Origin of the sequence: Microbacterium sp. CR_7 (assembly GCF_041954755.1) — a bacterium.
Lineage (GTDB): Bacteria > Actinomycetota > Actinomycetes > Actinomycetales > Microbacteriaceae > Microbacterium.
This window is the reverse complement of record NZ_JAVAYF010000002.1, coordinates 344,416-366,111: the sequence shown is the minus strand read 5'-3', so window position 1 is coordinate 366,111 and position 21,696 is coordinate 344,416. Positions and strand designations below refer to the sequence as shown.

General features: G+C 69.9%; 21 protein-coding genes. 17 read left to right on the top strand and 4 right to left on the bottom strand.

Annotation, left to right across the window (positions count from 1 at the left end; genetic code table 11):
- Positions 1-82 precede the first annotated feature (82 nt).
- The 9 genes from RAC81_RS04955 (at position 83) to RAC81_RS04915 (ending at position 8,636) form a co-directional block, all read left to right on the top strand.
- Positions 83-994 (top strand): 1,4-dihydroxy-2-naphthoyl-CoA synthase, encoded by a 912-nt coding sequence (locus RAC81_RS04955; protein WP_375081285.1) that lies wholly within the window; start codon positions 83-85, stop codon positions 992-994.
- A gap of 18 nt (positions 995-1,012) precedes the next feature.
- The gene (locus RAC81_RS04950) at positions 1,013-2,167 is read left to right on the top strand and encodes an AMP-binding protein (RefSeq protein WP_375081284.1); all 1,155 of its coding nucleotides are present in this window, start codon (positions 1,013-1,015) and stop codon (positions 2,165-2,167) included.
- A gap of 89 nt (positions 2,168-2,256) precedes the next feature.
- Positions 2,257-3,048: a class I SAM-dependent methyltransferase gene (locus tag RAC81_RS04945; RefSeq protein ID WP_375081283.1), complete on the top strand. Its 792-nt coding sequence runs from the start codon at positions 2,257-2,259 to the stop codon at positions 3,046-3,048.
- 79 nt (positions 3,049-3,127) lie between these two features.
- Entirely contained in the window at positions 3,128-4,306 is a 1,179-nt protein-coding gene (locus RAC81_RS04940; RefSeq protein ID WP_375081282.1) for a sensor histidine kinase, read from the top strand.
- Positions 4,303-4,938 (top strand): response regulator, encoded by a 636-nt coding sequence (locus tag RAC81_RS04935; RefSeq protein WP_375081281.1) that lies wholly within the window; start codon positions 4,303-4,305, stop codon positions 4,936-4,938. The genes RAC81_RS04940 and RAC81_RS04935 overlap by 4 nt, the downstream gene beginning before the upstream one ends.
- Before the next feature lie 188 nt (positions 4,939-5,126).
- Positions 5,127-5,888, top strand: a complete 762-nt coding sequence (locus RAC81_RS04930; protein WP_375081280.1) for an ABC transporter ATP-binding protein — start codon at positions 5,127-5,129, stop codon at positions 5,886-5,888.
- The gene (locus RAC81_RS04925; RefSeq protein ID WP_375081279.1) at positions 5,885-7,357 is read left to right on the top strand and encodes an FtsX-like permease family protein; all 1,473 of its coding nucleotides are present in this window, start codon (positions 5,885-5,887) and stop codon (positions 7,355-7,357) included. Before RAC81_RS04930 ends, RAC81_RS04925 begins: the two co-directional genes overlap by 4 nt.
- Positions 7,358-7,425: 68 nt before the next feature.
- Positions 7,426-8,082 carry a 2-phosphosulfolactate phosphatase gene (locus RAC81_RS04920; protein ID WP_375081278.1) on the top strand — a complete coding sequence of 219 codons (657 nt, stop codon included), beginning with the start codon at positions 7,426-7,428 and terminating at the stop codon, positions 8,080-8,082.
- Positions 8,083-8,123: 41 nt separating this feature from the next.
- Complete coding sequence (locus RAC81_RS04915) at positions 8,124-8,636, top strand: DUF3054 domain-containing protein (protein ID WP_375081277.1); 513 nt, start codon at positions 8,124-8,126, stop codon at positions 8,634-8,636.
- Positions 8,637-8,656: 20 nt separating this feature from the next.
- On the opposite strand, the gene RAC81_RS04910 is transcribed toward RAC81_RS04915, so the two are convergent.
- The 4 genes from RAC81_RS04910 to RAC81_RS04895 form a co-directional block, all read right to left on the bottom strand.
- Complete coding sequence (locus RAC81_RS04910; RefSeq protein WP_096713416.1) at positions 8,657-9,145, bottom strand: SprT-like domain-containing protein; 489 nt, start codon at positions 9,143-9,145, stop codon at positions 8,657-8,659.
- 91 nt (positions 9,146-9,236) lie between these two features.
- Complete coding sequence (locus RAC81_RS04905) at positions 9,237-9,764, bottom strand: hypothetical protein (protein ID WP_375081276.1); 528 nt, start codon at positions 9,762-9,764, stop codon at positions 9,237-9,239.
- A gap of 101 nt (positions 9,765-9,865) precedes the next feature.
- Positions 9,866-10,726 (bottom strand): spermidine synthase, encoded by an 861-nt coding sequence (locus RAC81_RS04900; protein ID WP_375081275.1) that lies wholly within the window; start codon positions 10,724-10,726, stop codon positions 9,866-9,868.
- 30 nt (positions 10,727-10,756) lie between these two features.
- Entirely contained in the window at positions 10,757-12,010 is a 1,254-nt protein-coding gene (locus RAC81_RS04895; RefSeq protein ID WP_375081274.1) for an LCP family protein, read from the bottom strand.
- Between the two features lie 157 nt (positions 12,011-12,167).
- Between RAC81_RS04895 and RAC81_RS04890 the strand changes: the two genes are divergently transcribed.
- From RAC81_RS04890 to RAC81_RS04855, 8 genes are all read left to right on the top strand, one after another.
- Positions 12,168-13,463, top strand: a complete 1,296-nt coding sequence (locus tag RAC81_RS04890) for a sugar ABC transporter substrate-binding protein (protein ID WP_375081273.1) — start codon at positions 12,168-12,170, stop codon at positions 13,461-13,463.
- A 22-nt stretch (positions 13,464-13,485) separates the two neighbouring features.
- Complete coding sequence (locus RAC81_RS04885) at positions 13,486-14,463, top strand: carbohydrate ABC transporter permease (protein ID WP_375081272.1); 978 nt, start codon at positions 13,486-13,488, stop codon at positions 14,461-14,463.
- Entirely contained in the window at positions 14,460-15,293 is an 834-nt protein-coding gene (locus RAC81_RS04880) for a carbohydrate ABC transporter permease (RefSeq protein ID WP_251589089.1), read from the top strand. Before RAC81_RS04885 ends, RAC81_RS04880 begins: the two co-directional genes overlap by 4 nt.
- Positions 15,290-16,801 (top strand): glycoside hydrolase family 3 protein, encoded by a 1,512-nt coding sequence (locus RAC81_RS04875; RefSeq protein ID WP_375081271.1) that lies wholly within the window; start codon positions 15,290-15,292, stop codon positions 16,799-16,801. The genes RAC81_RS04880 and RAC81_RS04875 overlap by 4 nt, the downstream gene beginning before the upstream one ends.
- A 14-nt stretch (positions 16,802-16,815) precedes the next feature.
- Positions 16,816-17,691 carry a MurR/RpiR family transcriptional regulator gene (locus RAC81_RS04870; RefSeq protein WP_375081270.1) on the top strand — a complete coding sequence of 292 codons (876 nt, stop codon included), beginning with the start codon at positions 16,816-16,818 and terminating at the stop codon, positions 17,689-17,691.
- Between the two features lie 153 nt (positions 17,692-17,844).
- The gene (locus tag RAC81_RS04865; RefSeq protein WP_375081269.1) at positions 17,845-19,518 is read left to right on the top strand and encodes an ABC transporter substrate-binding protein; all 1,674 of its coding nucleotides are present in this window, start codon (positions 17,845-17,847) and stop codon (positions 19,516-19,518) included.
- A gap of 158 nt (positions 19,519-19,676) precedes the next feature.
- A complete protein-coding gene (locus RAC81_RS04860; protein WP_375081268.1) occupies positions 19,677-20,681 on the top strand; it encodes an ABC transporter permease in 1,005 nt (334 codons plus the stop codon).
- 46 nt (positions 20,682-20,727) lie between these two features.
- Positions 20,728-21,693, top strand: a complete 966-nt coding sequence (locus RAC81_RS04855) for an ABC transporter permease (protein ID WP_375081267.1) — start codon at positions 20,728-20,730, stop codon at positions 21,691-21,693.
- Positions 21,694-21,696: the final 3 nt, after the last annotated feature.

Sequence of the window (21,696 nt, the reverse complement as noted above, 5' to 3'; positions counted from 1 at the left end):
TGTCGTCCTTCGAGGGGAGGCGCGGCACGAACTGCGACCGGAACACCTCGTCGACGGAACGTGCGGGAATAGGCTGGATGCCGTGACCAGCGCATTCGTCTCCGACCTGTTCGACCCCGACGAATGGGTGCTCGCGCCCGGCGCCGAGGACTACACCGACATCACCGCCCACGTCACGCACGACGGCGGCGTCGCCCGCATCGCCTTCAACCGCCCCGAGGTGCGCAACGCGTTCCGTCCGCACACGGTCGACGAGCTGTATCGCGCCCTCGACATCGCCCGTCAGGATCCGCGGATCGGCGCCGTGCTGCTCACCGGCAACGGTCCGAGCCCGAAGGACGGCGGCTGGGCGTTCTGCTCCGGCGGCGACCAGCGCATCCGCGGACGGGACGGCTACAAGTACTCCGATTCCGCGACCGAGGTGGCCGACCCCGCGCGCGCCGGACGCCTGCACATCCTCGAGGTGCAGCGGCTGATCCGCTTCATGCCGAAGGTCGTCATCGCCGTCGTCCCCGGGTGGGCGGCCGGCGGAGGCCACTCCCTCCACGTCGTCTGCGACCTCACGATCGCCTCCGCCGAGCAGGCGCGCTTCAAGCAGACGGATGCCGACGTCGGCAGCTTCGACGCCGGGTACGGCTCCGCCTACATGGCCAGGCAGACCGGGCAGAAGTTCGCGCGGGAGGTGTTCTTCCTCGCCGAGGAGTACTCGGCGCAGCGGGCGTACGAGGCGGGAGCCGTGAACCGCGTCGTGCCGCACGACGACCTCGAGCGCGAGGCGCTGGCGATGGCCCGCACCGTGCTGACGAAGTCGCCCACCGCGATCCGGATGCTCAAGTTCGCGTTCAACGCGGTCGACGACGGGCTCGTCGGGCAGCAGGTCTTCGCCGGTGAGGCCACGCGTCTCGCCTACGGCACCGATGAGGCCGTCGAGGGCCGGGACTCGTTCCTCGAGAAGCGCGATGCCGACTGGTCGTCGTTCCCCTGGCACTACTGAGGCGCTGAGGGCACGGTCATGGTCGCGCTGATCCCGATGGATGCCGACGATCCGGCGCAGCTGCGGGACGCCCTGGCCCGTGCGCTCGACGGCGGACCGGCTCTCGGCTTCGGCATGCTCGCCGACGCACCGGACTGGGTGCCGGCGGGCACCGCCGTCGTCATCGCGACGTCGGGGTCGAGCGGCATCCCGAAGCGGGTCGCCCTGAGCGGGGAGGCGCTGCGGGCGAGCGCCGAGGCCACGGCGCAGCGCATCGGGTCCGGGCGCTGGCTGCTTGCGCTTCCGGGCGGCTACGTCGCCGGCCTGCAGGTCGTGGTCCGGTCCATCCTCGCTGGGACGGAGCCGGTCGCGCTCGACGGACGTTTCTCGCCCGAGGCCTTCGCCGAGGCGACGATGTCTCTGCTGCGGCCCACGCCGGGCGACGGCATCCCCGAGCTCTTCACGTCTCTCGTGCCGGCGCAGCTCTCCACCCTGCTCGATGCGGCGGCCGACGTCCCCGTGCTCGCGGCGCTCCGCGCCTATCGCGCGATCCTCGTGGGAGGCCAGGCGCTTCCGGAACCGTTACGCGATCGGGCGGCCGACCTCGGCGTCCGGCTCGTGCGCACATACGGATCGACCGAGACGAGCGGCGGATGCGTCTACGACGGCGTCCCGCTCGACGGCGCCCTCGTGCGCGCGGTCGACGGCGAGCTGCGCATCGCCGGTCCCATGCTCGCCGACGGATACATCGGCGACGGCGCGCTGACGGCCAGGAACTTCGTGCGCGACGAGCACGGCATCCGCTGGTATCGCACCGGCGACCTCGGCCTCGTGGAGGACGGGGTGGTGCGGGTGCACGGCCGCGCAGACAACGTGATCGTGTCGGGCGGGATCAACGTCTCCCTCGATCGCGTCGAGCGGATCGTCCGCAGTGTGCCTGGGCTGAGCGGTGCGGTCGTCGTCGGAGTCGATGACGAGCGGTGGGGAGAGGCCTCGGTCATCGTCGCGGCACGAGGCGAGGCCCTGCGCCGCAGTGAGGCCGAGCAGCTCGCGCACGCCAGGGATGCCGTCGCGGAGCAGCTCGGCAAGCATGCGCGTCCTGCGCGGCTGATCCTCGTCGACGAGTTGCAGCTGCTCGCCTCGGGCAAGCCCGATCGCGAAGCGATCCGCCGGGTGGTCGCCGAGCTGCACTGACGGACGCGGGCTGCCGTCGATGCGGTGCGGCGCGCTCTCGGGGGTGGCATCTCGTCGGTCGGCGACCCGGCGTCCTGACAGACTGAGGCATGGCCACCTACACCCACGGGCATCACGAGTCCGTCCTCCGCTCGCACAACGTCCGTGACATCGCGAACTCGGCGGCGTACCTTCGACCGCATCTGCACGACGGCACCCGGCTGCTCGACGTGGGCGCGGGGCCTGGGAGCATCACGGTCGACTTCGCGTCGGTGGTCGCGCACGTGACCGCGACCGAGATCGACGAGGCCGCGCTGTCGCTCTCGCGGGACCTGGCCACCGAACGGGGCCTGACGAACCTCGACTTCTCCGTCGAGGACGTGCACGGCCTGAGCTTCGCCGATGACAGCTTCGACGTCGTGCACGCGCACCAGGTGCTGCAGCACGTCGCCGATCCCGTGCAGGCGCTGCGCGAGATGCGCCGCGTGACCGCGCCCGGTGGCGTCGTGGCGGTACGCGATGCCGACTACGCGGGCTTCCTGTGGTTTCCGGCCATCCCGGAGCTCGACCGGTGGCTCGACCTGTATCGCCGCGCAGCGCGGGCGAACGGCGGGGAGCCGGATGCCGGTCGCCGGCTGCTCTCCTGGGCGCGCGCGGCGGGCTTCGAGGAGGTCGAGGCGACGGCATCCACCTGGTGCTACGCGACTCCGGAGCAGCGAGCGTGGTGGGGTGGGATGTGGGCCGACCGCATCCGCGAGTCCGCCCTCGCGCGGCAGCTCGTCGACTCGGGCATGGCCACCGCGGAAGACCTCGACGACATCAGCGAGGCGTGGAGGCGCTGGGCCGCGGACGGCGACGGGTGGTACCTCGTTCCGCACGGAGAGATCATCGCGCGCGCCTGAGACGGCGGAGCGGCGGCGCGCCCGCGGATACATCTGCAGGCGGATGCCGGGAGCGCGCCGTGCCGCGTAGCGTAGGGGAGTGATCCGCCCGCTCTCGCGCACCGCGCTCACCCTCGACATCGTGGGCGCGGCGGTGCTCTTCCTTCTGCTCACGCCGCTGTCGCTGGCCTTCTACGGACCGTCGACCGGCAGCCTCGCCGTGCAGGGAGCCGCGGCCGCCGCCGTGATCGGTGCGGGTCTGCTCATGTTCGGCGGCGTGGCGATCGGCCGACTCTCTCCCGCGCTCGCGTTGATCGCGGCCTGGGTGGGCGCCGTGCTCCAGATGCTCGCGGGTTTCGGTCCCCTTCCGATCGATCTGGCGATCCTTCTCGTGCTGTACGCGACCTCGGCGTGGGGTTCCCGCACCGTCCTGTGGTGGGGTTTCGGCTCCGCGCTGTTCGGCGGTCTCGTCGCGGCAGTCTTCCTGGTCTTCGTGAGCGGGGCATCGTTCGGCACAGGCAGCGGATGGGACCAGCTGACGGCGGGCACGCTGCTGCTGGCTCTCTCGATCCTCGCTCTCGGGTTCGCCTGGGTCTGCGGTCTGCTGTGGCGCGTGGTGCTGCGCGCTCGCCGCACCCGCACGGCCCAGCTGCAGGCCGAATCCCTCGCCGCCGAGGAGCAGGAGCGCGTGCGCATCGCGCGCGACATGCACGACATCGTCGCGCACTCGCTCGCCGTCGTCATCGCCCAGGCCGACGGAGCGCGCTACGCCGCGGCGGTGAAGCCGGAGATGGCGACGGAGGCGCTCGGCACCATCGCGCAGACCGCGCGCGGAGCGCTCAGCGACGTGCGTCTGCTGCTCACGCAGCTGCGCCATCGGCAGGGCGACGGTCCGCAGCCCACGCTCGCCGACCTCGAGACCCTGTTCGCGCAGGTGCGCCAGGCAGGCATCGAGCCCCGCATCACGGTCGACCCGACGCCGCCGGGAGAGCCGCCGGGGGCCATCCAGCTCGCTGTCTACCGCATCCTGCAGGAGGCGCTGACGAACAGCATCCGCCACGGCGACGGCGCCGTCGACGTGCACCTCGCCTGGCTGCCCGACCGGGTCGAGATCCAGGTCCGCAACGCGGTCGGGTCCGCGTCGTCGCAGTCGAGCGGCGGACACGGCGTCATCGGCATGCGCGAGCGGGCACAGCTCGTGGGCGGTAGCCTTCAGGCGGAGCGGGAGGGCGCGCAGTTCGTCGTGCGCGCGACGCTCCCGATCGGAGAAGTTGCATGATCAGGGTCGTACTCGTCGATGACCAGGCGCTGTTCCGCGCCGGCATCCGGATGCTCATCGCCTCGCAGCCCGACCTCGACGTGGTCGGGGAGGCGGGCAACGGGCAGGAGGCCGTCGAGCTCGTCCGCTCGGTGCGTCCGGACGTCGTGTTGATGGACATCAGGATGCCGGTCATGGACGGCCTCGCCGCGACCGCAGAGATCCTCAACCAGCCCGATCCGCCGCGCATCGTCATGCTCACGACGTTCGACCTCGACGAAGCCGCGGCGCGCGCCATCCGGCAGGGGGCGAGTGGCTTCCTGCTGAAGGACGCCGACCCCGAGTTCCTGCTCGCCGCGATCCGCACCGTGCACTCCGGGTCGAGCGTGATCGCGGCATCCGCGACTCGCGAGCTGTTCCAGCACTTCGCCGAAGCGCCCAAGCCGGTCCCGCCGCAGTTCGCCGCGCTGACCGACCGGGAGCAGGAGATCTTCGCCCTCGCCGCACGCGGCCTGTCGAACTCCGAGATCGCGGCACGTGAGTACCTCAGTGAGGCGACGGTGAAGACGCACATCAGCCGCATCCTCACCAAGCTCGCGCTTCGCGACCGGGTGCAGCTCGTCGTGTTCGCGTTCGAGCACGGCCTGGCCTGACCCTCTCACTCTCCACTCAGCGCGAGCCACCCCTTTTCGCGCGAGCCACCCCCTTCGGGCGTGCCCGGAAGGGGGTGGCTCGCACAGAAGGGGGTGGGTCGGCGAGCGGGCGGATCATCCTCGCGATGTACGAGGATGCGCCGTCAGGGCGACGCGCCGAGAACGGCGCCGGAAATAGCGTCGATGGCATGGAGATCACGACCACCGACCTGGGCCTCGCCGCCCGCGTCCAGCACCTCACGAAGACGTACGGCTCGGGAGAGGGCACGGTCCACGCCCTCGACGACGTCAGCGTCGGAATCCGCCGCGGTCAGTTCACCGCGATCATGGGTCCGTCCGGATCCGGCAAGTCGACGCTCATGCACATCATGGCCGGGCTCGACACCCCGACCGACGGACGCGTCTGGATCGGCGACACCGACATCACGGGCCTCGGAGACGTCGACCTCACCGTCCTGCGCCGCCGTCGCGTCGGCTTCATCTTCCAGGCGTTCAACCTCGTCCCGACTCTCACGGCGATGGGGAACGTCCTGCTGCCGTTCGAGCTCGACGGCCGCCGCCCGAGCGCGATCGAGAAGGCGCGCATCGACGGCCTCGTCGAGACGCTCGGACTCGGACCCCGGCTGAACCACCGACCGCATCAGCTGTCGGGCGGGCAGCAGCAGCGCGTGGCCATCGCCCGGGCCCTCGCCACCGCGCCCGACCTCGTGTTCGCCGACGAACCCACCGGGAACCTCGACTCGCAGACGGGGCGCGAGGTGCTGCAGCTGCTCGCCGCCGCCAGCCGCGAGCACGGTCAGTCCATCGCGATGGTCACCCACGACGCGATCGCGGCGAGCTACGCCGATCGCGTGCTGTTCCTCGGGGACGGCCGCATCGTCGCCGACCACCCCCGGCAGAGCGCCGAGGAGATCTCGGCCTACATGCTCGCCGCCGAGGTGACGGCATGACCGCCGTGGCCGAGCCGCTCACGCACACCATCGTCCCCGAGACGGCTGCCACCGCACCGCGCCTCGCCTGGCTCCGCGATCGCGGCATGGGTGCGAGCGTCCTCGTCGCCGCGCTGTCGGCAGGTTTCGGCGTCGTGCTCGTCGAGACGACCGCGTATCTCGGCGCGGTACTGCAGGCGGACCCGTTCATCGGCGACAGCGAGAGTCTCGCCCTCGTCGTCGGCATCCTCTCCGTCCTGCTGACGGGGGTGGCGATGTACGTCGCGGCCATCGTCACCGCCAACACGTTCTCGACGATCATCGCGGGGCGTACGCGGCAGATCGCCCTCATGCGCCTGATCGGCGCCTCGGCGCGCTCGCAGCGCGCGGAGGTGGGAAGACAGGGGCTCATCGTCGGCGTGATCGGCGCGCTGCTCGGACTCGTGGCAGGCATCGCGCTCGCTGCCGTGGGCGTGCAGATCGGATCACAGCTGATCGGCGCCTCGCCCGAGACCTTCACCCTCGTGCAGCCCTTCGTCGCGCTTCCGGTCATCGGCGTCGCGCTCACGACCTGGCTCGCGGCCTGGGCCGGATCGCGCCGCGTGCTGACCGTCACTCCGCTGCAGGCGATCGGCGGATCCGTCGAGCGCACACATGACGAGGTCTCGCGCCCCAGCCGCCACATCGGCGCCTGGATCCTGCTCGTCACGGGGGCCGTTCTGCTCGCCGCAGGCGTCGGCCTCGGTCTGCTGCACCCGGTGGGCGTCGTCGTGGCGTTCTTCGGCGGAGTCCTGTCGTTCACGGGGCTCGCGACCGGCTCCGTGCTGTTCATGCCGCCCGTGCTGCGACTGGTCGGTCGGATGTTCGGCTCGAGCGCCACCGCGCGGCTCGCCGCCGAGAATGCGCTGCGCTACCCCGAGCGGTCGTCACGAATGACGATCGGCGTGGTCATGGGTGTCACGCTCGTCACGCTGTTCGCCGTCGCCCTGGAGTCGGTCAAGCAGATGATGATCGGCCAGTCGGGCGGAGAGGTGCCGCCCGAGTTCTTCGCGCCCTATGACGCGTTCGCCGGCGTCATGATGGTGCTCGTCGCGGTGTCGGCGGTGATCGCTGCGGTCGGTCTCGTGAACCTGCTGACGATCGGTGTCGTACAGCGCCGCCGCGAGCTGGGACTGCTGCGGTCGATCGGACTCTCGAACCGCCAGGTGCGCCGTATGGTGCTGCTCGAGGCGACGCACATCACGGTCGCGGCGACCCTCACCGGCCTGGTGCTCGGCGTGGTCTACGGCTGGATCGCCGCCCAGTCGCTGCTGGGCTCGGTGCCGACCTACCCCGACTTCGCCCCCGCAGGGCTGGTCGCGCCGCACGTGCCGTGGCTCCCGGTCGTCATCATCGTCGTCGCCACGGCGGTGCTGACCCTCGTCGCGGCTGCCGCACCGACGAGGCTCGCGACCCGGGTCGCCCCGGTCGAGGCGCTCGCCGCCGACTGAGCGTCATCTTCCGTCACCCTCGCCCTCTCACGGAGGGCGGGGGTGACCTCGCGCTCTAGGCTGGACGGATGCCGACTCCCTTCGACCAGTCCACGTATCAGGTGCGCCTCGACTGGGGCGTCGAGGGTCTCGGACGGTTGGCCCCGGCCGACGTCGTCGTGGTGGTCGACGTGCTGCGCTTCTCGTCGACGGTGGCGGATGCCGTCGCCTCCGGCGCGACCGTGTCGCTCGCCGACGCGGGGGAGTGGTCGCGCAACGGCGCTGCTGTGGCCGCTGTGGCGGAGGGGGCGACGGTCCTCCTCGGCAGCGTGCGCAACGCGGGTGCCGTCGCGCGGGCGATCGCCGTCGAGCAGGAGCGGCGCCAGGCCCGCACGTCGGTCGCCGTGATCGCGGCGGGCGAGCTCGACAGCACGGGGGGACTCCGCTTCGCCGTGGAGGACCACCTCGGCGCAGGTGCGGTCATCGCCGCCCTCACCGATGTGGGCATCGACCACACCGCTCCGGATGCCGCGGTCGCGGCCGAGGGGTTCCGCGCTCTCCGCCGCGCGCTGCGTCACATGCTCAGCGCGAGCGGGTCGGCGCGCGAAATCGCCGCCGGCGTGCCCGCCACCGACCGCATGACGGCGGCGGGCCTGACACCGACCACTGCCGCGGACGCCGCCGAACTCGACGCGATCGACGCGGTTCCGGTGCTGCGCGACGGGGTGTTCGTCGCCTTCGCGTGAGTCTGGCGACCGATCGGCCGACCTGGTCGTAGGGTCGGGGCATGAGGTTCGTCCCCGCCTTCATCCTCGACGCCGTGTTCGTGCTCGTCTTCGCCGTGATCGGGCGAGCGTCTCATCAGGAGGACGCCGCGGGCTTCCTCGTCACGGCCTGGCCGTTCCTCGTGGCGCTGCTGCTCGGGCACCTCGTGGCTGCGCTGCTGCCCGGTCGCCCTCGGCGGCCATGGTCGTTGGCGTGGGGCGCTGTGGTGTGGGTCGTGACCGTCGTGGGCGGAATGCTCCTGCGCGTCGTCTCGGGCGACACGGCGCAGGTCGCGTTCATCATCGTCGCGACACTGGTCCTCGGGGTGCTGCTGGTCGGGTGGCGTGCCGTCGCAGCACTCCTCCGCCGTCGCTCAAGTGCGCGGGCGGCTTCGGCTCCTGCCGGTGACGGTGGAGCGCTCGACGGCGTGAGCGGGCACGCGGGTGCCGCGGCGCTCGACGACACCGGTGCATCCGAGCCTGCGGCGCCGGACGAGGGAACCGTGGAGCACGATCGCGATCCTCGTCGCGACTGAGCACGGCGACCCGCGCGCGGTCAGCGCGACATCTGCGCCGCGAGCCGTGTGTCGGCCGTGATCTCACGGCGCGTCCATGAGAAGAGGTGACGCGCGTCGAACGTGCGCGAGCAGCGGGCGCACGACGTCGCGCGCGATGGCCGCCGGTGGCGGTAGGTCACGTGTCCGGCGGGACACCGCCCCACCCAGGGCGCGAGTTCGACGGCGGTCTCGCCGTGGTGCGTGGTGCCGCCGACGTAACCGAGATCGCGCGCCACGCGCTTCCACACCGGGCCGTGCGCGGCGGCGTGACCCGCGAGAGCATGGGCGACCTCGTGCAGCAGCACCTGGTGGATCTCGTCGTCGTCGAACCGGGCAGCCAGGTACCGCGACACCGTGATGCGCTTCTTCGAGTAGTCGCACTGGCCCGCGCGACGCTTCGCATGGTCGAACCCGAACGACCAGCTGTCGTCGAGATGCATCGAGATGAGTGCTTCGCCCCAGACGCGCACCCGGTCAAGTTCCGCCATGCGCTCAGGCTAAGCCATGCCGCCGACATCTCGGGGGCATCCGCACGCGGACGCCGCCGCACGGCATCCTTCCACCGAAGGCCGACCGGGGTCAGCCCGCGAGCAGCTCCGACGAGCGACGGCGCTCGGCCGCCTCGATCGCGAGCAGCACGGTCTCGAGCTCGCGGTCATCGGCTCCGGCCTCGCGACGCAGGAAGAGCGACTGCTTGAAGCTCTCGCGCGCCGTCTCGTAGTCGCCGGCCTCGTAGGCGTTGCGCCCGTGGTGGTGGTACGCGAACGCCGCGATCGACAGCCACCGCTGCCCCTCCGCCTCGGTCGCGCAGGTCGCCAGCTCCTGCTCGGCGGCGGCGTGCGCTCGGCGGTGCTGCAGCACGGTCGCGTGCAGCACGCGGGCGCGCAGCACGTCCTTGCGAGTGCCGGCCATGCGTGCCTGACGCACGGTCTCGTCGGCGACCGCGAGAGCGTCGTCGAGGCGATTCAGCACCTTCAGCAGCCACACTCGCTCCAGCAGGGCGGGAAGGCTGCGCTGATCCGAGATCTCCTCCAGGCGTGCCGCGCATTCATCGAGATCGACCAGTTCGCGAAGACTCTCGTGGTCGTATCCACGGATGAAACTCATTGCTCTCCTCTCGCAGCATCCCCCGACCAGTGTGCCCTCCGTCGGCGTCGCAGCCGGGGCGGCGCGCCCCGAGTCGCCGCATCCGATCGAGCGGTCGATGCTCAGCGCAGGAAGAGCGAGGCGTCCGGACGCGGCGAGGCCACGGCATCCGCGTCCGTCACGACGCGCGCGCCCTGGATGAACGACGCCACCTCCGCACCCTGTGCGATCTTCGCCGGGTGGGGGCCGGCGGCCAGCATCCGCGGGAGCCATTCCGTCGGCAGGGGAGAGGCGGATGCCGCGATGACGAGATTGCCGAAACGGCGGCCCTTCAGCACCTGGGTGTCGGCGAGGATGCCGATCTCGGGCAGCACCTCGGCGATCGTGGCGACCTGACGGCGCGCGAACGCGAGACCCGGGCCGTCGGCGACGTTCACGAGCAGCACCCCCGTCGGGGCGAGCAGGGTGCGCAGCTCGCGGTAGAACTCGACGCTGGTGAGGTGGGCGGGGGTCTGCGCGCCGGAGTACACGTCGGAGACGACGAGGTCGCACGATCCCTGCAGCGCGGCGGGCAGGCGGCCGACACCTTCCCTGGCATCGCCGATGCGCACCCGGATCGCCGCATCGCGGGGGAGGGGAAGATGCTCCTTCACGAGAGCGGCGAGCGGCGCCTCCAGCTCGATGACCTGCTGTCGCGAGCCGGGCCGCGTCGCCGCCACGTAGCGGGGGATGGTGAGCGCGCCGGCGCCGAGGTGCACCGCGGTGAGCGGTCCTTCGGGCAGTTGATCGATCACCGCGCCCATCCGCACGATGTACTCGAAGTGCAGGTGGGTGGGGTCGTCGAGGTCGACGTGCGACTGCGGGGTGTCGTCGACGATGAGCTCGAAGCCGCTCGTGAAGTCGGAGGGGACGATGCGGGCGATGCCGCCGTGGTCGAGCCGGACCTGCGGATGCTCGGTGTCGCGCGCTCTCGTCCTGCCCATGCTCCGAGACTACGCGTTCACTCGAGTCGATCAGCGGGACTGCTTGCCCACCGAGCACGTCTCCTGGTCGACGCTCTGCCCGGAGATCTCGGGAGGCAGTGTCGCACGCGGAGCCTCCGTCGGCGCGGGTGTGGCCGGAGCTTCCTCGGTGGGAGCGGGCTCGGTCAGTTCCACCCCTGAGTTCGTCGCCACGTCGCCCGACAGCGAGACCGGCTCGCCCGCCGCGAGCGCCGCCCAGAGGGGCTCTGCCGCCCGCTCATCGGGCACCACCTTGATGCCCGGGTTGTCGGGGTCGTCGAGGTTGGGGTACTGCACGAACACGAAGTCCGAGAACCGCACGTCCTTGAGCGCGAGAGCGAGCTGGCTGAGCGTCAGCGGGTTGTACAGCGACTGGCTCGGGACGATGTTGTCGGCGACCGTGTTCGCGAGCCGCAGCACGGTCGAGGGATCGGTGAGCGTCTCGGCGCTGAGGATCTTCTTCGCGAGTCGCGACATGTACTGCTGCTGATTGGAGATGCGGGCGAGGTCGCTCTCGTCGCCGACGCCGTGGCGGGTGCGGATGAAAGCGAGCGCGTCGGCACCCGAGACCGTATGGGTGCCTACGGGGAGGTCGATGCCGGCCTGGGGGTCGCGGATCCCCTCGCCGGCGACGCACACCTCGACGCCGCCGATCGCGTCGGTGATCTCGATCACGCCGTCGAAGCTGATCTTCGCGGCGAACTCGATCGGGATGCCGCTGAGGTCGGTGATGGTCTTCGCGATGCACGAGACGCCTGCGTGGTCGAACAGGGAGTTCATCGGCGCCTTCGACATCGACGAGGCGGTCGACCCGTCATCCCGCGTGCACTCGGGGACGCGCACCATCAGGTCGCGGGGGAACGACACCACGGTGACGTTGCGGGGCGCGGCCGACACGTGCACCAGCAGGTTGACGTCGTTGCGGATGCCGTCGTCTGCCTCCTCGCACCGCTCTCCGAGGAGCTGGGTGGTGATCTCGCCGCACTCGTCGGTCCCCACGACGAGGATGCTGAACGCTTGGTCGTCCGGGTAAGCGCCGAGCGCCGGGGGAGCGGCGTCGCCGCCGTCCTCGAGTGCGACAGCGCCGTCGCCGGTGCGGTTGAGGAGGTCGGCCGCGACGAATCCGCCCACTGCGATCGCCGATACCAGAAGCACGCTGAGCGAGATGCCCAGGAACTTCAGGAAGGATGAGAGCGCCGTGGGCGTCGGCAGGGTCGCGTGGCGTGCGACGGTCGATCGTCTCGTGTCGTCGAGGGCGCCTGACATGCGGCAGAGCCTACCCGGCGAGCCTGACGAAGCCCGATGTTACGGGTGCATGACGTTTCCGGGAGGAACTTGCAGGGAATTAGTTAGTCGTGAATACTTTTTCCTACGTGGTAGGCAGCACCCGATGCCGCCAGGACGTTCAAAGAGGAGATCCCTGATGCACAAGCGCATCCTTCCGGTCGTGGCGCTCGGCGCCGTGGCCACCCTGGGCCTGGCGGCCTGCGCCGGCGGAGCCGGTGACGACAACGGCGGAGCGGTCGACGGCGAAGGCCAGGAGCTCACCGTCTGGATCATGAAGGGCACCAACCCCGACTCCAGCGCCTTCTATGACGAGGTCTCGAAGGCCTTCGAGGACGAGACCGGCGCGACCGTCAAGATCGAGGAGATCCAGTGGGCGGACGCCCACGACCGGTTCGTGACCTCGATCGCCGGCGGCACCACCCCCGACATCGCCGAGACCGGCACCACCTGGACCGCCGAGTTCGCCGACGCCGGCGCACTCGAGCCGCTCGACGAGTACGTCGACGCCGAGAAGGGCCTGCGCGACGACCTCGTCGAGGGCCTCGCGGTCGCCGGCACCTACGACGACGAGCTGTACGGCATGCCCTGGTACGCCGGCGTCCGTTCGCTCGTCTACCGCACCGACGTGTTCGAGGAGCTCGGTCTCGAGGCTCCGAAGACGTGGGACGACATCGTCGCCGCCGGTGAGGCCATCAAGGCCGCCAAGCCCGACATGCTGCCGTTCCCGGTTCCCGGTGACGCCGAGTTCCAGGTCTACCCCTGGGTCTGGGGCGCCGGCGGCGAGGTCGCCACGCAGGACGGCGGCGAGTGGACCAGCGAGCTGGACAGCGAGGAGTCGCAGGCGGGTATCGAGTTCTACACCGGACTCGCGACCGAGCACGGCTTCTCCTCCGCCGGTGCGACCACCTGGAAGGAGACCGACCTCCGCGACGCCTTCACGCAGGGCAACGTCGCGATGATGCTCTCCGGCTCGTGGACGCCCAAGGCCCTCATCGAGGCCAACCCCGACCTCGACGGCAAGATCGGCGCGGCCGTGATCCCCGGTGAGGACGGCGGCATCGCCCCGTCCGTGCTCGGCGGCTCGCACCTGTCGGTGTTCAACACGACGAAGAACGCCGACCTCGCGTGGCAGTTCGTCAAGCTCATGACCACCGGCGAGTTCGCCGAGAAGTGGGCGGACGAGACCGGCTACTTCCCCGGCGTGCAGTCGGCGATGGAAGAGGCCCTCGCCTCGACCGACCCGCTCGTCGCTCCGTTCGCGGAGCAGATGGTCGAGGGCGGCGCTTCCGTGCCGGTCACCCCGAACTTCGGCGCCGTCCAGGCCAAGAAGACGACCAACGCCATGATCCAGGCCATCCTCAGCGGGCAGAAGGACGTCGCAACGGCGACGAAGGATGCCGCTGCTGAGATGACCGAGCTGCTCAACCAGTAAGACAGTTAGGCAATATCACCCCATGTCGATGGTGCACGCGCCACTGCCGGTCACGGAGGCGGAGTCCAGCTCCGCCCCCGTGGCCGGCGGCCGGCCGAAGAAGCGAGGCCTCTCGCTGATCACGGCTCGCCCCTGGCTCCTTCTCGCTCCCGGGCTGATCATCCTCGCGGTGCTCATGCTCTGGCCGCTCGTCCAGGTGGTCATCTACTCGCTGCAGGACTACGGTCTGCGTGAGATCAACACGGGGGAGAGCAACTGGATCGGCCTCGGGAACTACGTCGAGGCGCTCACCAATCCGACCCTGTGGACGGTGGTGCTGCCGAACACCGTCGGCTTCGCAGCCGTCGCCGTGTTCGTCACGGTCGCCGTGGGCACGCTCGTGGCCCTGCTGCTCGCGCGCCTCGGCCCGGTGTGGCGCACCATCGTCTCCAGCTGCATCATGGTCGCGTGGGCGATGCCCGCGGTCACGGGCACGTATGTGTGGACCTTCATCTTCGATGCCGACCGCGGCATCTTCAACACGGTGCTGCAGAACCTCGGCCTGATCGACGGAGCGGTGAACTGGTTCACGAACCAGTGGTCCTTCTACGGCATCGTGCTCCTCAACGTCGTGCACCACGGCTTCCCGTTCGTCGCGATCACCGTTCTCGCAGGCCTCCTCGGCGTCTCCAAAGAGATGCTCGAGGCCGCCGCCCTCGACGGGGCGAACGCCTGGACGCGCTTCTGGAAGATCATCTTCCCGACCCTCAAGCCCGTCTTCTCGGTCGTCATCATCCTGTCGACGATCTGGGACTTCAAGGTCTTCGCGCAGGTCTACCTCATGCCCGGCGGAGGCGGAGGCAACAGGCAGGTCCTCAACCTCGGCGTCTGGTCGTACGTGGAGTCCTTCGGGCAGAACCGCTACGGCTTCGGCGCGGCGCTCGCCGTGCTGCTCACGCTCGTGCTGATCGGCATCACGATCGTCTACATCCGATCCCTCATGAAGGAGGACGAGCTGTGAACCCGCGCCCCAGGCTCCGCTCGCGCATCGGCGTCGGGATCGGCGTCGCCGCCGTCCTGATCTTCACGCTGTTCCCTGTCTACTGGATGGTCTCCAGCGCCTTCGACAAGAAGGCGTCGTCGGGAGGTCAGTCGCTCCTGCCGCAGGAGTTCAGCTTCGACAACTTCGCCTTCGTCCTGACCGAGGGCGGCTTCGGCACGTACCTCCGCAACTCGGCGATCGTGGCGCTCGTGACCGTGCTCGTGAGCGCGCTCGTGTGTCTGCTCGCCGCCGTCGCGGTCGCGCGGTTCAAGTTCAAGTTCCGCACGACGATCCTCATGATGATCCTCGTGGTGCAGATGGTGCCGCTCGAGGCGCTCGTGATCCCCCTCTTCCTGCAGGTCAAGAGCCTCGGCCTGCTCAACAGCATCCTCGGCCTCATGGTCGTGTACGTGGCGCTCTCGCTCGCGTTCGGCATCTGGATGCTGCGCGGCTTCGTCGCCGCGGTGCCCGTCGAGCTCGAGGAGGCCGCGTACATCGACGGCGCGAGCTGGTGGCGCATGTTCCGCTCGATCCTGCTGCCGCTCGTGATGCCGGGTCTCGTCGCGACCAGCATCTTCAGCTTCATCACGGCGTGGAACGAGTTCATCTTCGCGATGACGATCCTCGGCGCTCAGACCGATCAGTACACGGTGTCGATCGGACTCAAGTCGTTCTTCGGTCTGTACGCCAACGACTGGGGCAGCATCATGGCCGCCTCGACCATCATCACGGTCCCGGTCATGATCTTCTTCGTCATCGTGCAGCGGCGCCTGTCGGCAGGCATGGTCGCGGGAGCGGTGAAGGGATGACCGACGAACTCGAGCGCCTCGCGAACGGCGTGCTCTGGCCGGGATTCTTCGGAACCGAGGCGCCGGAGTGGCTGCTCGCCGAGCTCCGTGACGGCCTCGCCGGAGTGGTGTACTTCGGTCAGAACGTGGGCGACGGACTCTCCGAGCTGAGCGATGCGATCCTCGCGGCGAACCCTGTCGCGCTGATCGGCATCGACGAGGAGGGCGGCAGCGTCACGCGTCTCGAGTCGGCGACGGGATCGACCCTGCCCGGAGCCGCCCAGCTCGGCCGCGTCGACGACATCGAGGCGACGAGGGCGACCGGTGCGGAGCTCGCCAGGCGGGTCGCCGCGATCGGCGGCAACGTCGTGCTCGGACCCGTTGCCGACGTCAACACCGACCCGCGCAACCCCGTGATCGGCGTGCGGTCGTTCGGCAGCGACGAGGCGCTCGTCTCCCGCCACGTCGTGGCCGAGGTCGACGGCATCCAGTCCGGCGGTGCGGCCGCGTGCGTCAAGCACTTCCCCGGGCACGGCGACACGCACCTCGACTCGCACCATTCGCTGCCCGAGATCTCCCTCGACATCGAGGAGTTCGAGCGCGTGCACCTCGCACCGTTCCGCGCCGCGATCGAGGCCGGTGTCGACAGCATCATGACCGCGCACATCGTCGTGCCCGCATGGGGCGACGAACCGGCCACGCTCAATCCGCGCGTGCTCGGGATGCTGCGCGACTGGGGCTTCGACGGGGTCATCATCACCGATGCCCTCGACATGGCCGCCATCCGCGAGACCGTGGGTCTCGGCGGGGGAGCGGCGCGTGCCCTCGCGGCCGGCGCCGACCTGCTCTGCATCGGCAACCCCACCAACCCCGGAGACGCTGCGGCCTCCGACCAGGACGAGCGCGACTTCCACGCGGCTCGCGACGGCATCGTCGCCGCACTGCGTGACGGGTCGCTGTCTCGTGAGCGCGTCGAGGAGGCCGCCCGTCGAGTGGCTCGTCTCGCACAGACCCTGCAGGAGAGGGATGCCGCGACGCGGCCCTCGGCGGCCTTCGACGCCGCCGAGATCGTCGGCAGGGCTGTCACCGGCGCCGAGGGCGCGGCGCAGGCCCTGTCCGTCGTCGACGCCCGGCGCCGCTCCTCGCTCGCGGTCGACAGCGCCGCAGGCTACGTCGCGGCCGCACTGGCGGGTGACGGCCACCGGGTGCGTCTCGACGTGGCGCGGACGTCTGTCGAGGAGCAGGATGCCGCGCTCGACGCGGCTGTCTCCGCCGACGGTCTCACCGTGCTGCTGATCGATCGACCCGACGCCGATCCCGCCCAGCGCGACCTCGTGGAGCGCGTCGCGCGGCGCGACCCCGAGGCGGTCGTCGTGAACGTCGGGCTGGTGCCCGAGGAGGCCTTGCCGCTGCCCGTCGTCGAGGTCGGAGCGGCCAGCAGGGTCGGCGCCGAGGTCGCGCGGGCGCGTCTGAGCGCATCATCCGTTCCCCTCATTTCGTCATCGGAGGGTGCAGAACGCCCCGTCTGAGGCAGGATGGCACCGTGGACGCTGACGTTCTCGCGCTGGTGCGCCGATCCGTTCCCCGACTGAGTGCTGCAGAGGCGCGCGTCGCGGAGACGATACTCGGCGACCCCACGCTCGTCGTCGACCTCACCATCAACGACCTCGCCCGGCTGTGCAGCACCTCGCTGTCGACCGTCGCGCGGTTCGCGCAGTCGCTCGGGTTCAGCGGCTACCGCGAGCTGCGCGTGGCGGTCGCCCGCACCGTGACGCTCGCTCAGGCCCAGCAGGCGCGATTCGGCCTCGACACGACCGCGATCGACCGAGACGACGAACCGGCCGCGATCGCCGCCAAGCTCGCCGCCCAGGAGATCGACGCGATCGAGAAGACCGCGCGCGGCCTCGACGCGACGGCCCTCGACCGTGCGGCCCTGGCCATCGTGGGCGCCCGGCACATCGAGATCCTCGGCCAGGCGTCGTCGTCGCTCACCGCCCAGGACCTGCAGCAGAAGCTCTCCCGCATCGGGTGCTCGGCCGCGCACTCGTCCGACCCCCACCTGTCGCTCACCGCGGCCTCGATCCGCACTGCGGACGACGTCGTCGTCGCGATCTCGCACGGGGGCGAGACGCAGGAGGTCGTGCGGGGCGTCGAGGTCGCCAGGGATGCGGGGGCTCTCACCGTCGCGATCACGAGCGTCTCGGATTCGTCTCTCGCCATCGCCGCCGACGTCGTGCTGCTGACCTACGCGCAGGAGTCGCCGTTCCGCATGGCGGCGATGTCGAGCCGCATCGCACAGCTCGCGCTCGTCGACATCCTGTTCGTGCGGGTCGTGCAGCATCGAGGCGAGCCGGTCGTCATCCCCCTGCAGCTCACGCACGAGGCCGCCGCGCCTCGACGCCGCGCATCCGGTCGCTGAGTCCTCATTCGCGGTCAGTCGATACCCGATTGAGATAAATCGGTGATTGGCATCCGTGGATCCGCTGGGTAGCTTCGAAGGAATCACCGTGAGCCGGGGCGAACACTCCCCGATCGCGCAATGCAGCGCCCCACAGGGAAGGTCATTCTTCACATGCACCACTCGATCACACGCCGGCGAGGTCTCATCGCCGTCTCCGGAGCCGTTCTCGCGGCGCTGGTCCTCTCAGGATGCGTCGCCAGCCAGCGCGGCGACGGCGACGGCGGAGCATCCGGCGACGTCGACGGCACGTTCGTCTTCGCGGCGTCGTCCGACCCGGCCAGCCTCGACCCCGCGTTCGCGCAGGACGGTGAGACCTTCCGCGTCTCGCGCCAGATCTTCGAGGGACTCGTCGGCACCGAGCCCGGCACAGCCGACCCGGCTCCGCTCCTGGCCGAGAAGTGGGAGTCGTCGGAAGACGGCATGAGCCACACGTTCACCCTCAAGGAGGGTGTGACCTTCCACGACGGCACGCCGTTCAACGCCGAGGCCGTGTGCGCGAACTTCGACCGCTGGTACAACTGGACCGGTCTCGCCGCCTCCGAGGCGCTGGGCTACTACTACAACAAGCTCTTCAAGGGCTACGCGTCCGACCCGGCCAACGCCGTGTACAAGTCGTGCACGCCCGACGGCGACTACTCGGTCACGATCGACCTCAACAAGCCGTTCGCCGGCTTCGTCGCCTCGCTCTCGCTCCCCGCGTTCGGCATGCAGAGCCCCTCCGCGATGTCGGAGTTCGGCGCCGACGACGTGAGCGGCACCGCTGAGGCGCCCGTGCTGTCCGAGTACGCCATGGGCCACCCGGTCGGCACCGGCCCCTTCCAGTTCGAGGAGTGGGCTCCGGGCGAGCAGGTCACGCTCAAGGCCTACGGCGACTACTGGGGCGAGGCGGGTCAGGTCGACGAGATCATCTTCCGCACCATCGACGACCCGACGGCTCGCCGTCAGGCGCTCGAGTCCGGCTCGATCGACGGCTACGACCTGGTCGGCCCCGCCGACACCAAGGCGCTCGAGGACGACGGCTTCACGATGGTCTCGCGCCCGCCGTTCACCATCCTCTACCTGGCGTTCAACCAGGCGATTCCCGCGCTGCAGGACCCGAAGGTCCGCGAGGCACTGTCGTACGCGATCGACAAGGACGCCCTGATCAGCCAGGTGCTGCCCGAGGGCACCGAGAAGGCGATCGAGTTCGTGCCCGACACGGTCAACGGCTACAACCCCGACGTCACGACCTACGACTACGACCCCGAGAAGGCGAAGCAGCTGCTCGCGGAGGCAGGCTACACCGAGGCGAACCCGCTGTCGCTCGACTTCAACTACCCGGTCAACGTCTCGCGTCCGTACATGCCGGACCCCGAGCAGATCTTCACGGTGCTGTCGTCGCAGCTCTCCGAGGTCGGCGTGCAGACCACGCCCGTCTCGGAGGAGTGGGTCGAGTACCTCGACCGCACCACCGGCACGTCGGACCACGGCATCCACCTGCTCGGCTGGACCGGCGACTACAACGACACCGACAACTTCGTCGGCGTGTTCTTCGGTCAGCAGAGCTCGGAGTGGGGCTTCGACAACCCCGAGCTGTTCCAGAAGCTCACCGAGGCGCGTGGCGTCGCCAACCTCGACGAGCAGACCGCGCTGTACGAGGACATCAACGAGATGGTGGCGCAGTTCATCCCCGGTGTGCCGCTCGCGCACCCGGCTCCGACGCTCGCGTTCGACCCGCGTGTCAAGAGCTACCCGGCCAGCCCGGTGAACGACGAGGTCTTCACGGACATCGTCCTCACGAAGTAACAGGCTGACGCCGCCAACAGGTCGTCGAGCGAGGACGCTGCGTCTCGCTCCGCTCGCTCAGTGCGGGTCTACGCGACGAGACGAAACGCAGGGACCCTCGCGGAACCTGCGTTTCGTCTCGCTCCGCTCGCTCGACGACCATCGGTTAGGAGACCTCTTTGCTGCGCACCATCGGCAGGCGACTGCTGTTCCTCATCCCCACCCTGATCGGCCTCAGCATCTTGCTGTTCGCCTGGGTGAGGGCCTTGCCCGGCGGCCCGGCCGTCGCGCTTCTCGGCGAGAAGGCGACCCCCGAGGCCATCGAGCGGGTCAACAAGCTCTACGGATTCGACAGACCGATCCTCGAGCAGTACTTCGTCTGGGTCTCCCGCCTCTTGCAGGGGGACTTCGGGACGTCGATCCAGACGAACCGGCCCGTGATGGAGGAGTTCTTCCGGCGGTTCCCCGCGACGATCGAGCTGAGTGTCACGGCTCTCATCTTCGCGGTGGGCGTCGGCATCCCGCTCGGGTACTGGGCCGCCCGCCGGCACGGTAAGTTCACCGACCACGCCTCGGTCGTGCTGAGCCTCGTCGGCATCACCATCCCGGTGTTCTTCCTCGCGTTCATCCTCAAGTACGTGTTCGCGGTGCAGCTGGGCTGGCTGCCGTCCGACGGCCGGCAGGATCCCCGCATCGACGCGACTCACGTCACCGGGTTCTACGTGTGGGACGGCATCATCACCGGCGAGTTCGACGCATCGTGGGACGCCATCCTGCATCTGATCCTCCCCGCGCTCGCGCTGGGTACCATCCCGCTCGCGATCATCGTCCGCATCACGAGGGCCAGCGTGCTCGAGGTGCAGAACGCCGACTTCGTGCGCACCGGACGGGCGAAGGGCGTGGGGTCGACGACCCTGCGCAACCGGTTCATCCTCCGCAACGCGATGCTGCCGGTGGTCACGACCATCGGCCTGCAGACGGGCCTGCTCATCTCGGGGGCCGTGCTCACAGAGACCGTCTTCGCCTTCCCGGGCATCGGCTCGTTCCTGGCGAGGGCGATCTTCACGAGAGACTTCCCGGTGCTGCAGGGGTTCATCATCTTCATCGCCATCGCGTACGCGCTGATCAACCTCGCGGTCGACGTGTCGTACAGCCTGATCGATCCGAGAGTGCGGGTGCAGTGATGATCGACGTGTCCCACCCGAACACCCACGGAGAGGAGGCGGCGTCATGAGCATCTCGCTCCCGCCCGCCCAGGGCCCGTCGGCCGCCGGCGGCGAGGTCGTCGACACCGTCGCGGTCGCGCAGGCCGGGCTCAAGGAAGGCCCCGGCGGCTTCTGGCGCGACGTCTTCCGTCGGCTCCGTCGCAACCCGACGGCGTGGATCGGCGCGGCCATCGTGCTCGCGTTCGTCCTCGTCGCGGCTCTCGCCCCGCTGCTGGCACCGTACCCCGAGACGGCGCTGCCCGGCGCGAAGAACATCACTCCGACGTACATCCCCGGACCGGGCGAGCTGCCGGAGTTCCCGCTCGGGCTCGACCGGTTCGGCGGCGACGTGCTGTCGAAGCTCATCTGGGGTGCTCAGGCCTCGCTGCTCGTCGGCGTGGTCTCGACAGCACTCGGTCTCGTCGGCGGCATGCTGCTCGGCCTCATCGCCGGCACGTTCGGCGGTTGGGTCGACACGGTCATCATGCGCGTCGTCGACATCATCCTGTCGGTGCCCAACCTGCTGCTCGCGGTGTCGATCGCGGCGATCCTCGGACAGACGCCGTTCGCGGTGATGATCGCGATCGGAGCCTCTCAGGTGCCGATCTTCGCCCGCCTGCTGCGTGCCTCGATGCTGCAGCAGCGCTCGAGCGACTACGTGCTGTCGGCGCAGACCCTCGGCCTCGGCCGGGGTCGCATCACGATGTCGCACGTGCTGCCCAACGCGATCGGCCCGGTGATCGTGCAGGGGACCCTGACGCTTGCCACCGCCGTGATCGACGCCGCAGCGCTGTCGTTCCTCGGACTCGGCGGCGGACGCCCGGAGACGGCCGAATGGGGCCGGATGCTCACCTACGCGCAGGACGAGCTGGCGATCGCCCCGTGGCTGGCGTTCCTCCCCGGCATCTGCATCGCGGTCACCGCGCTCGGCTTCACCCTGTTCGGTGAAGCGCTGCGTGAGGCGATGGACCCGAGGACGAGGGCGCGATGAACG

Bases quoted from the DNA above. Each gene is read 5' to 3' on its own strand.
- RAC81_RS04905 (WP_375081276.1), bottom strand. From the start codon at position 9,764: ATGAGTTTCATCCGTGGATACGACCACGAGAGTCTTCGCGAACTGGTC.
- RAC81_RS04935 (WP_375081281.1), top strand. From the start codon at position 4,303: ATGATCAGGGTCGTACTCGTCGATGACCAGGCGCTGTTCCGCGCCGGC.
- RAC81_RS04865 (WP_375081269.1), top strand. From the start codon at position 17,845: ATGCACCACTCGATCACACGCCGGCGAGGTCTCATCGCCGTCTCCGGA.
- RAC81_RS04945 (WP_375081283.1), top strand. From the start codon at position 2,257: ATGGCCACCTACACCCACGGGCATCACGAGTCCGTCCTCCGCTCGCAC.
- RAC81_RS04890 (WP_375081273.1), top strand. From the start codon at position 12,168: ATGCACAAGCGCATCCTTCCGGTCGTGGCGCTCGGCGCCGTGGCCACC.
- RAC81_RS04950 (WP_375081284.1), top strand. From the start codon at position 1,013: ATGGTCGCGCTGATCCCGATGGATGCCGACGATCCGGCGCAGCTGCGG.
- RAC81_RS04855 (WP_375081267.1), top strand. From the start codon at position 20,728: ATGAGCATCTCGCTCCCGCCCGCCCAGGGCCCGTCGGCCGCCGGCGGC.
- RAC81_RS04885 (WP_375081272.1), top strand. From the start codon at position 13,486: ATGTCGATGGTGCACGCGCCACTGCCGGTCACGGAGGCGGAGTCCAGC.
- RAC81_RS04925 (WP_375081279.1), top strand. From the start codon at position 5,885: ATGACCGCCGTGGCCGAGCCGCTCACGCACACCATCGTCCCCGAGACG.
- RAC81_RS04930 (WP_375081280.1), top strand. From the start codon at position 5,127: ATGGAGATCACGACCACCGACCTGGGCCTCGCCGCCCGCGTCCAGCAC.
- RAC81_RS04875 (WP_375081271.1), top strand. From the start codon at position 15,290: ATGACCGACGAACTCGAGCGCCTCGCGAACGGCGTGCTCTGGCCGGGA.
- RAC81_RS04915 (WP_375081277.1), top strand. From the start codon at position 8,124: ATGAGGTTCGTCCCCGCCTTCATCCTCGACGCCGTGTTCGTGCTCGTC.
- RAC81_RS04900 (WP_375081275.1), bottom strand. From the start codon at position 10,726: ATGGGCAGGACGAGAGCGCGCGACACCGAGCATCCGCAGGTCCGGCTC.
- RAC81_RS04895 (WP_375081274.1), bottom strand. From the start codon at position 12,010: ATGTCAGGCGCCCTCGACGACACGAGACGATCGACCGTCGCACGCCAC.
- RAC81_RS04910 (WP_096713416.1), bottom strand. From the start codon at position 9,145: ATGGCGGAACTTGACCGGGTGCGCGTCTGGGGCGAAGCACTCATCTCG.
- RAC81_RS04920 (WP_375081278.1), top strand. From the start codon at position 7,426: ATGCCGACTCCCTTCGACCAGTCCACGTATCAGGTGCGCCTCGACTGG.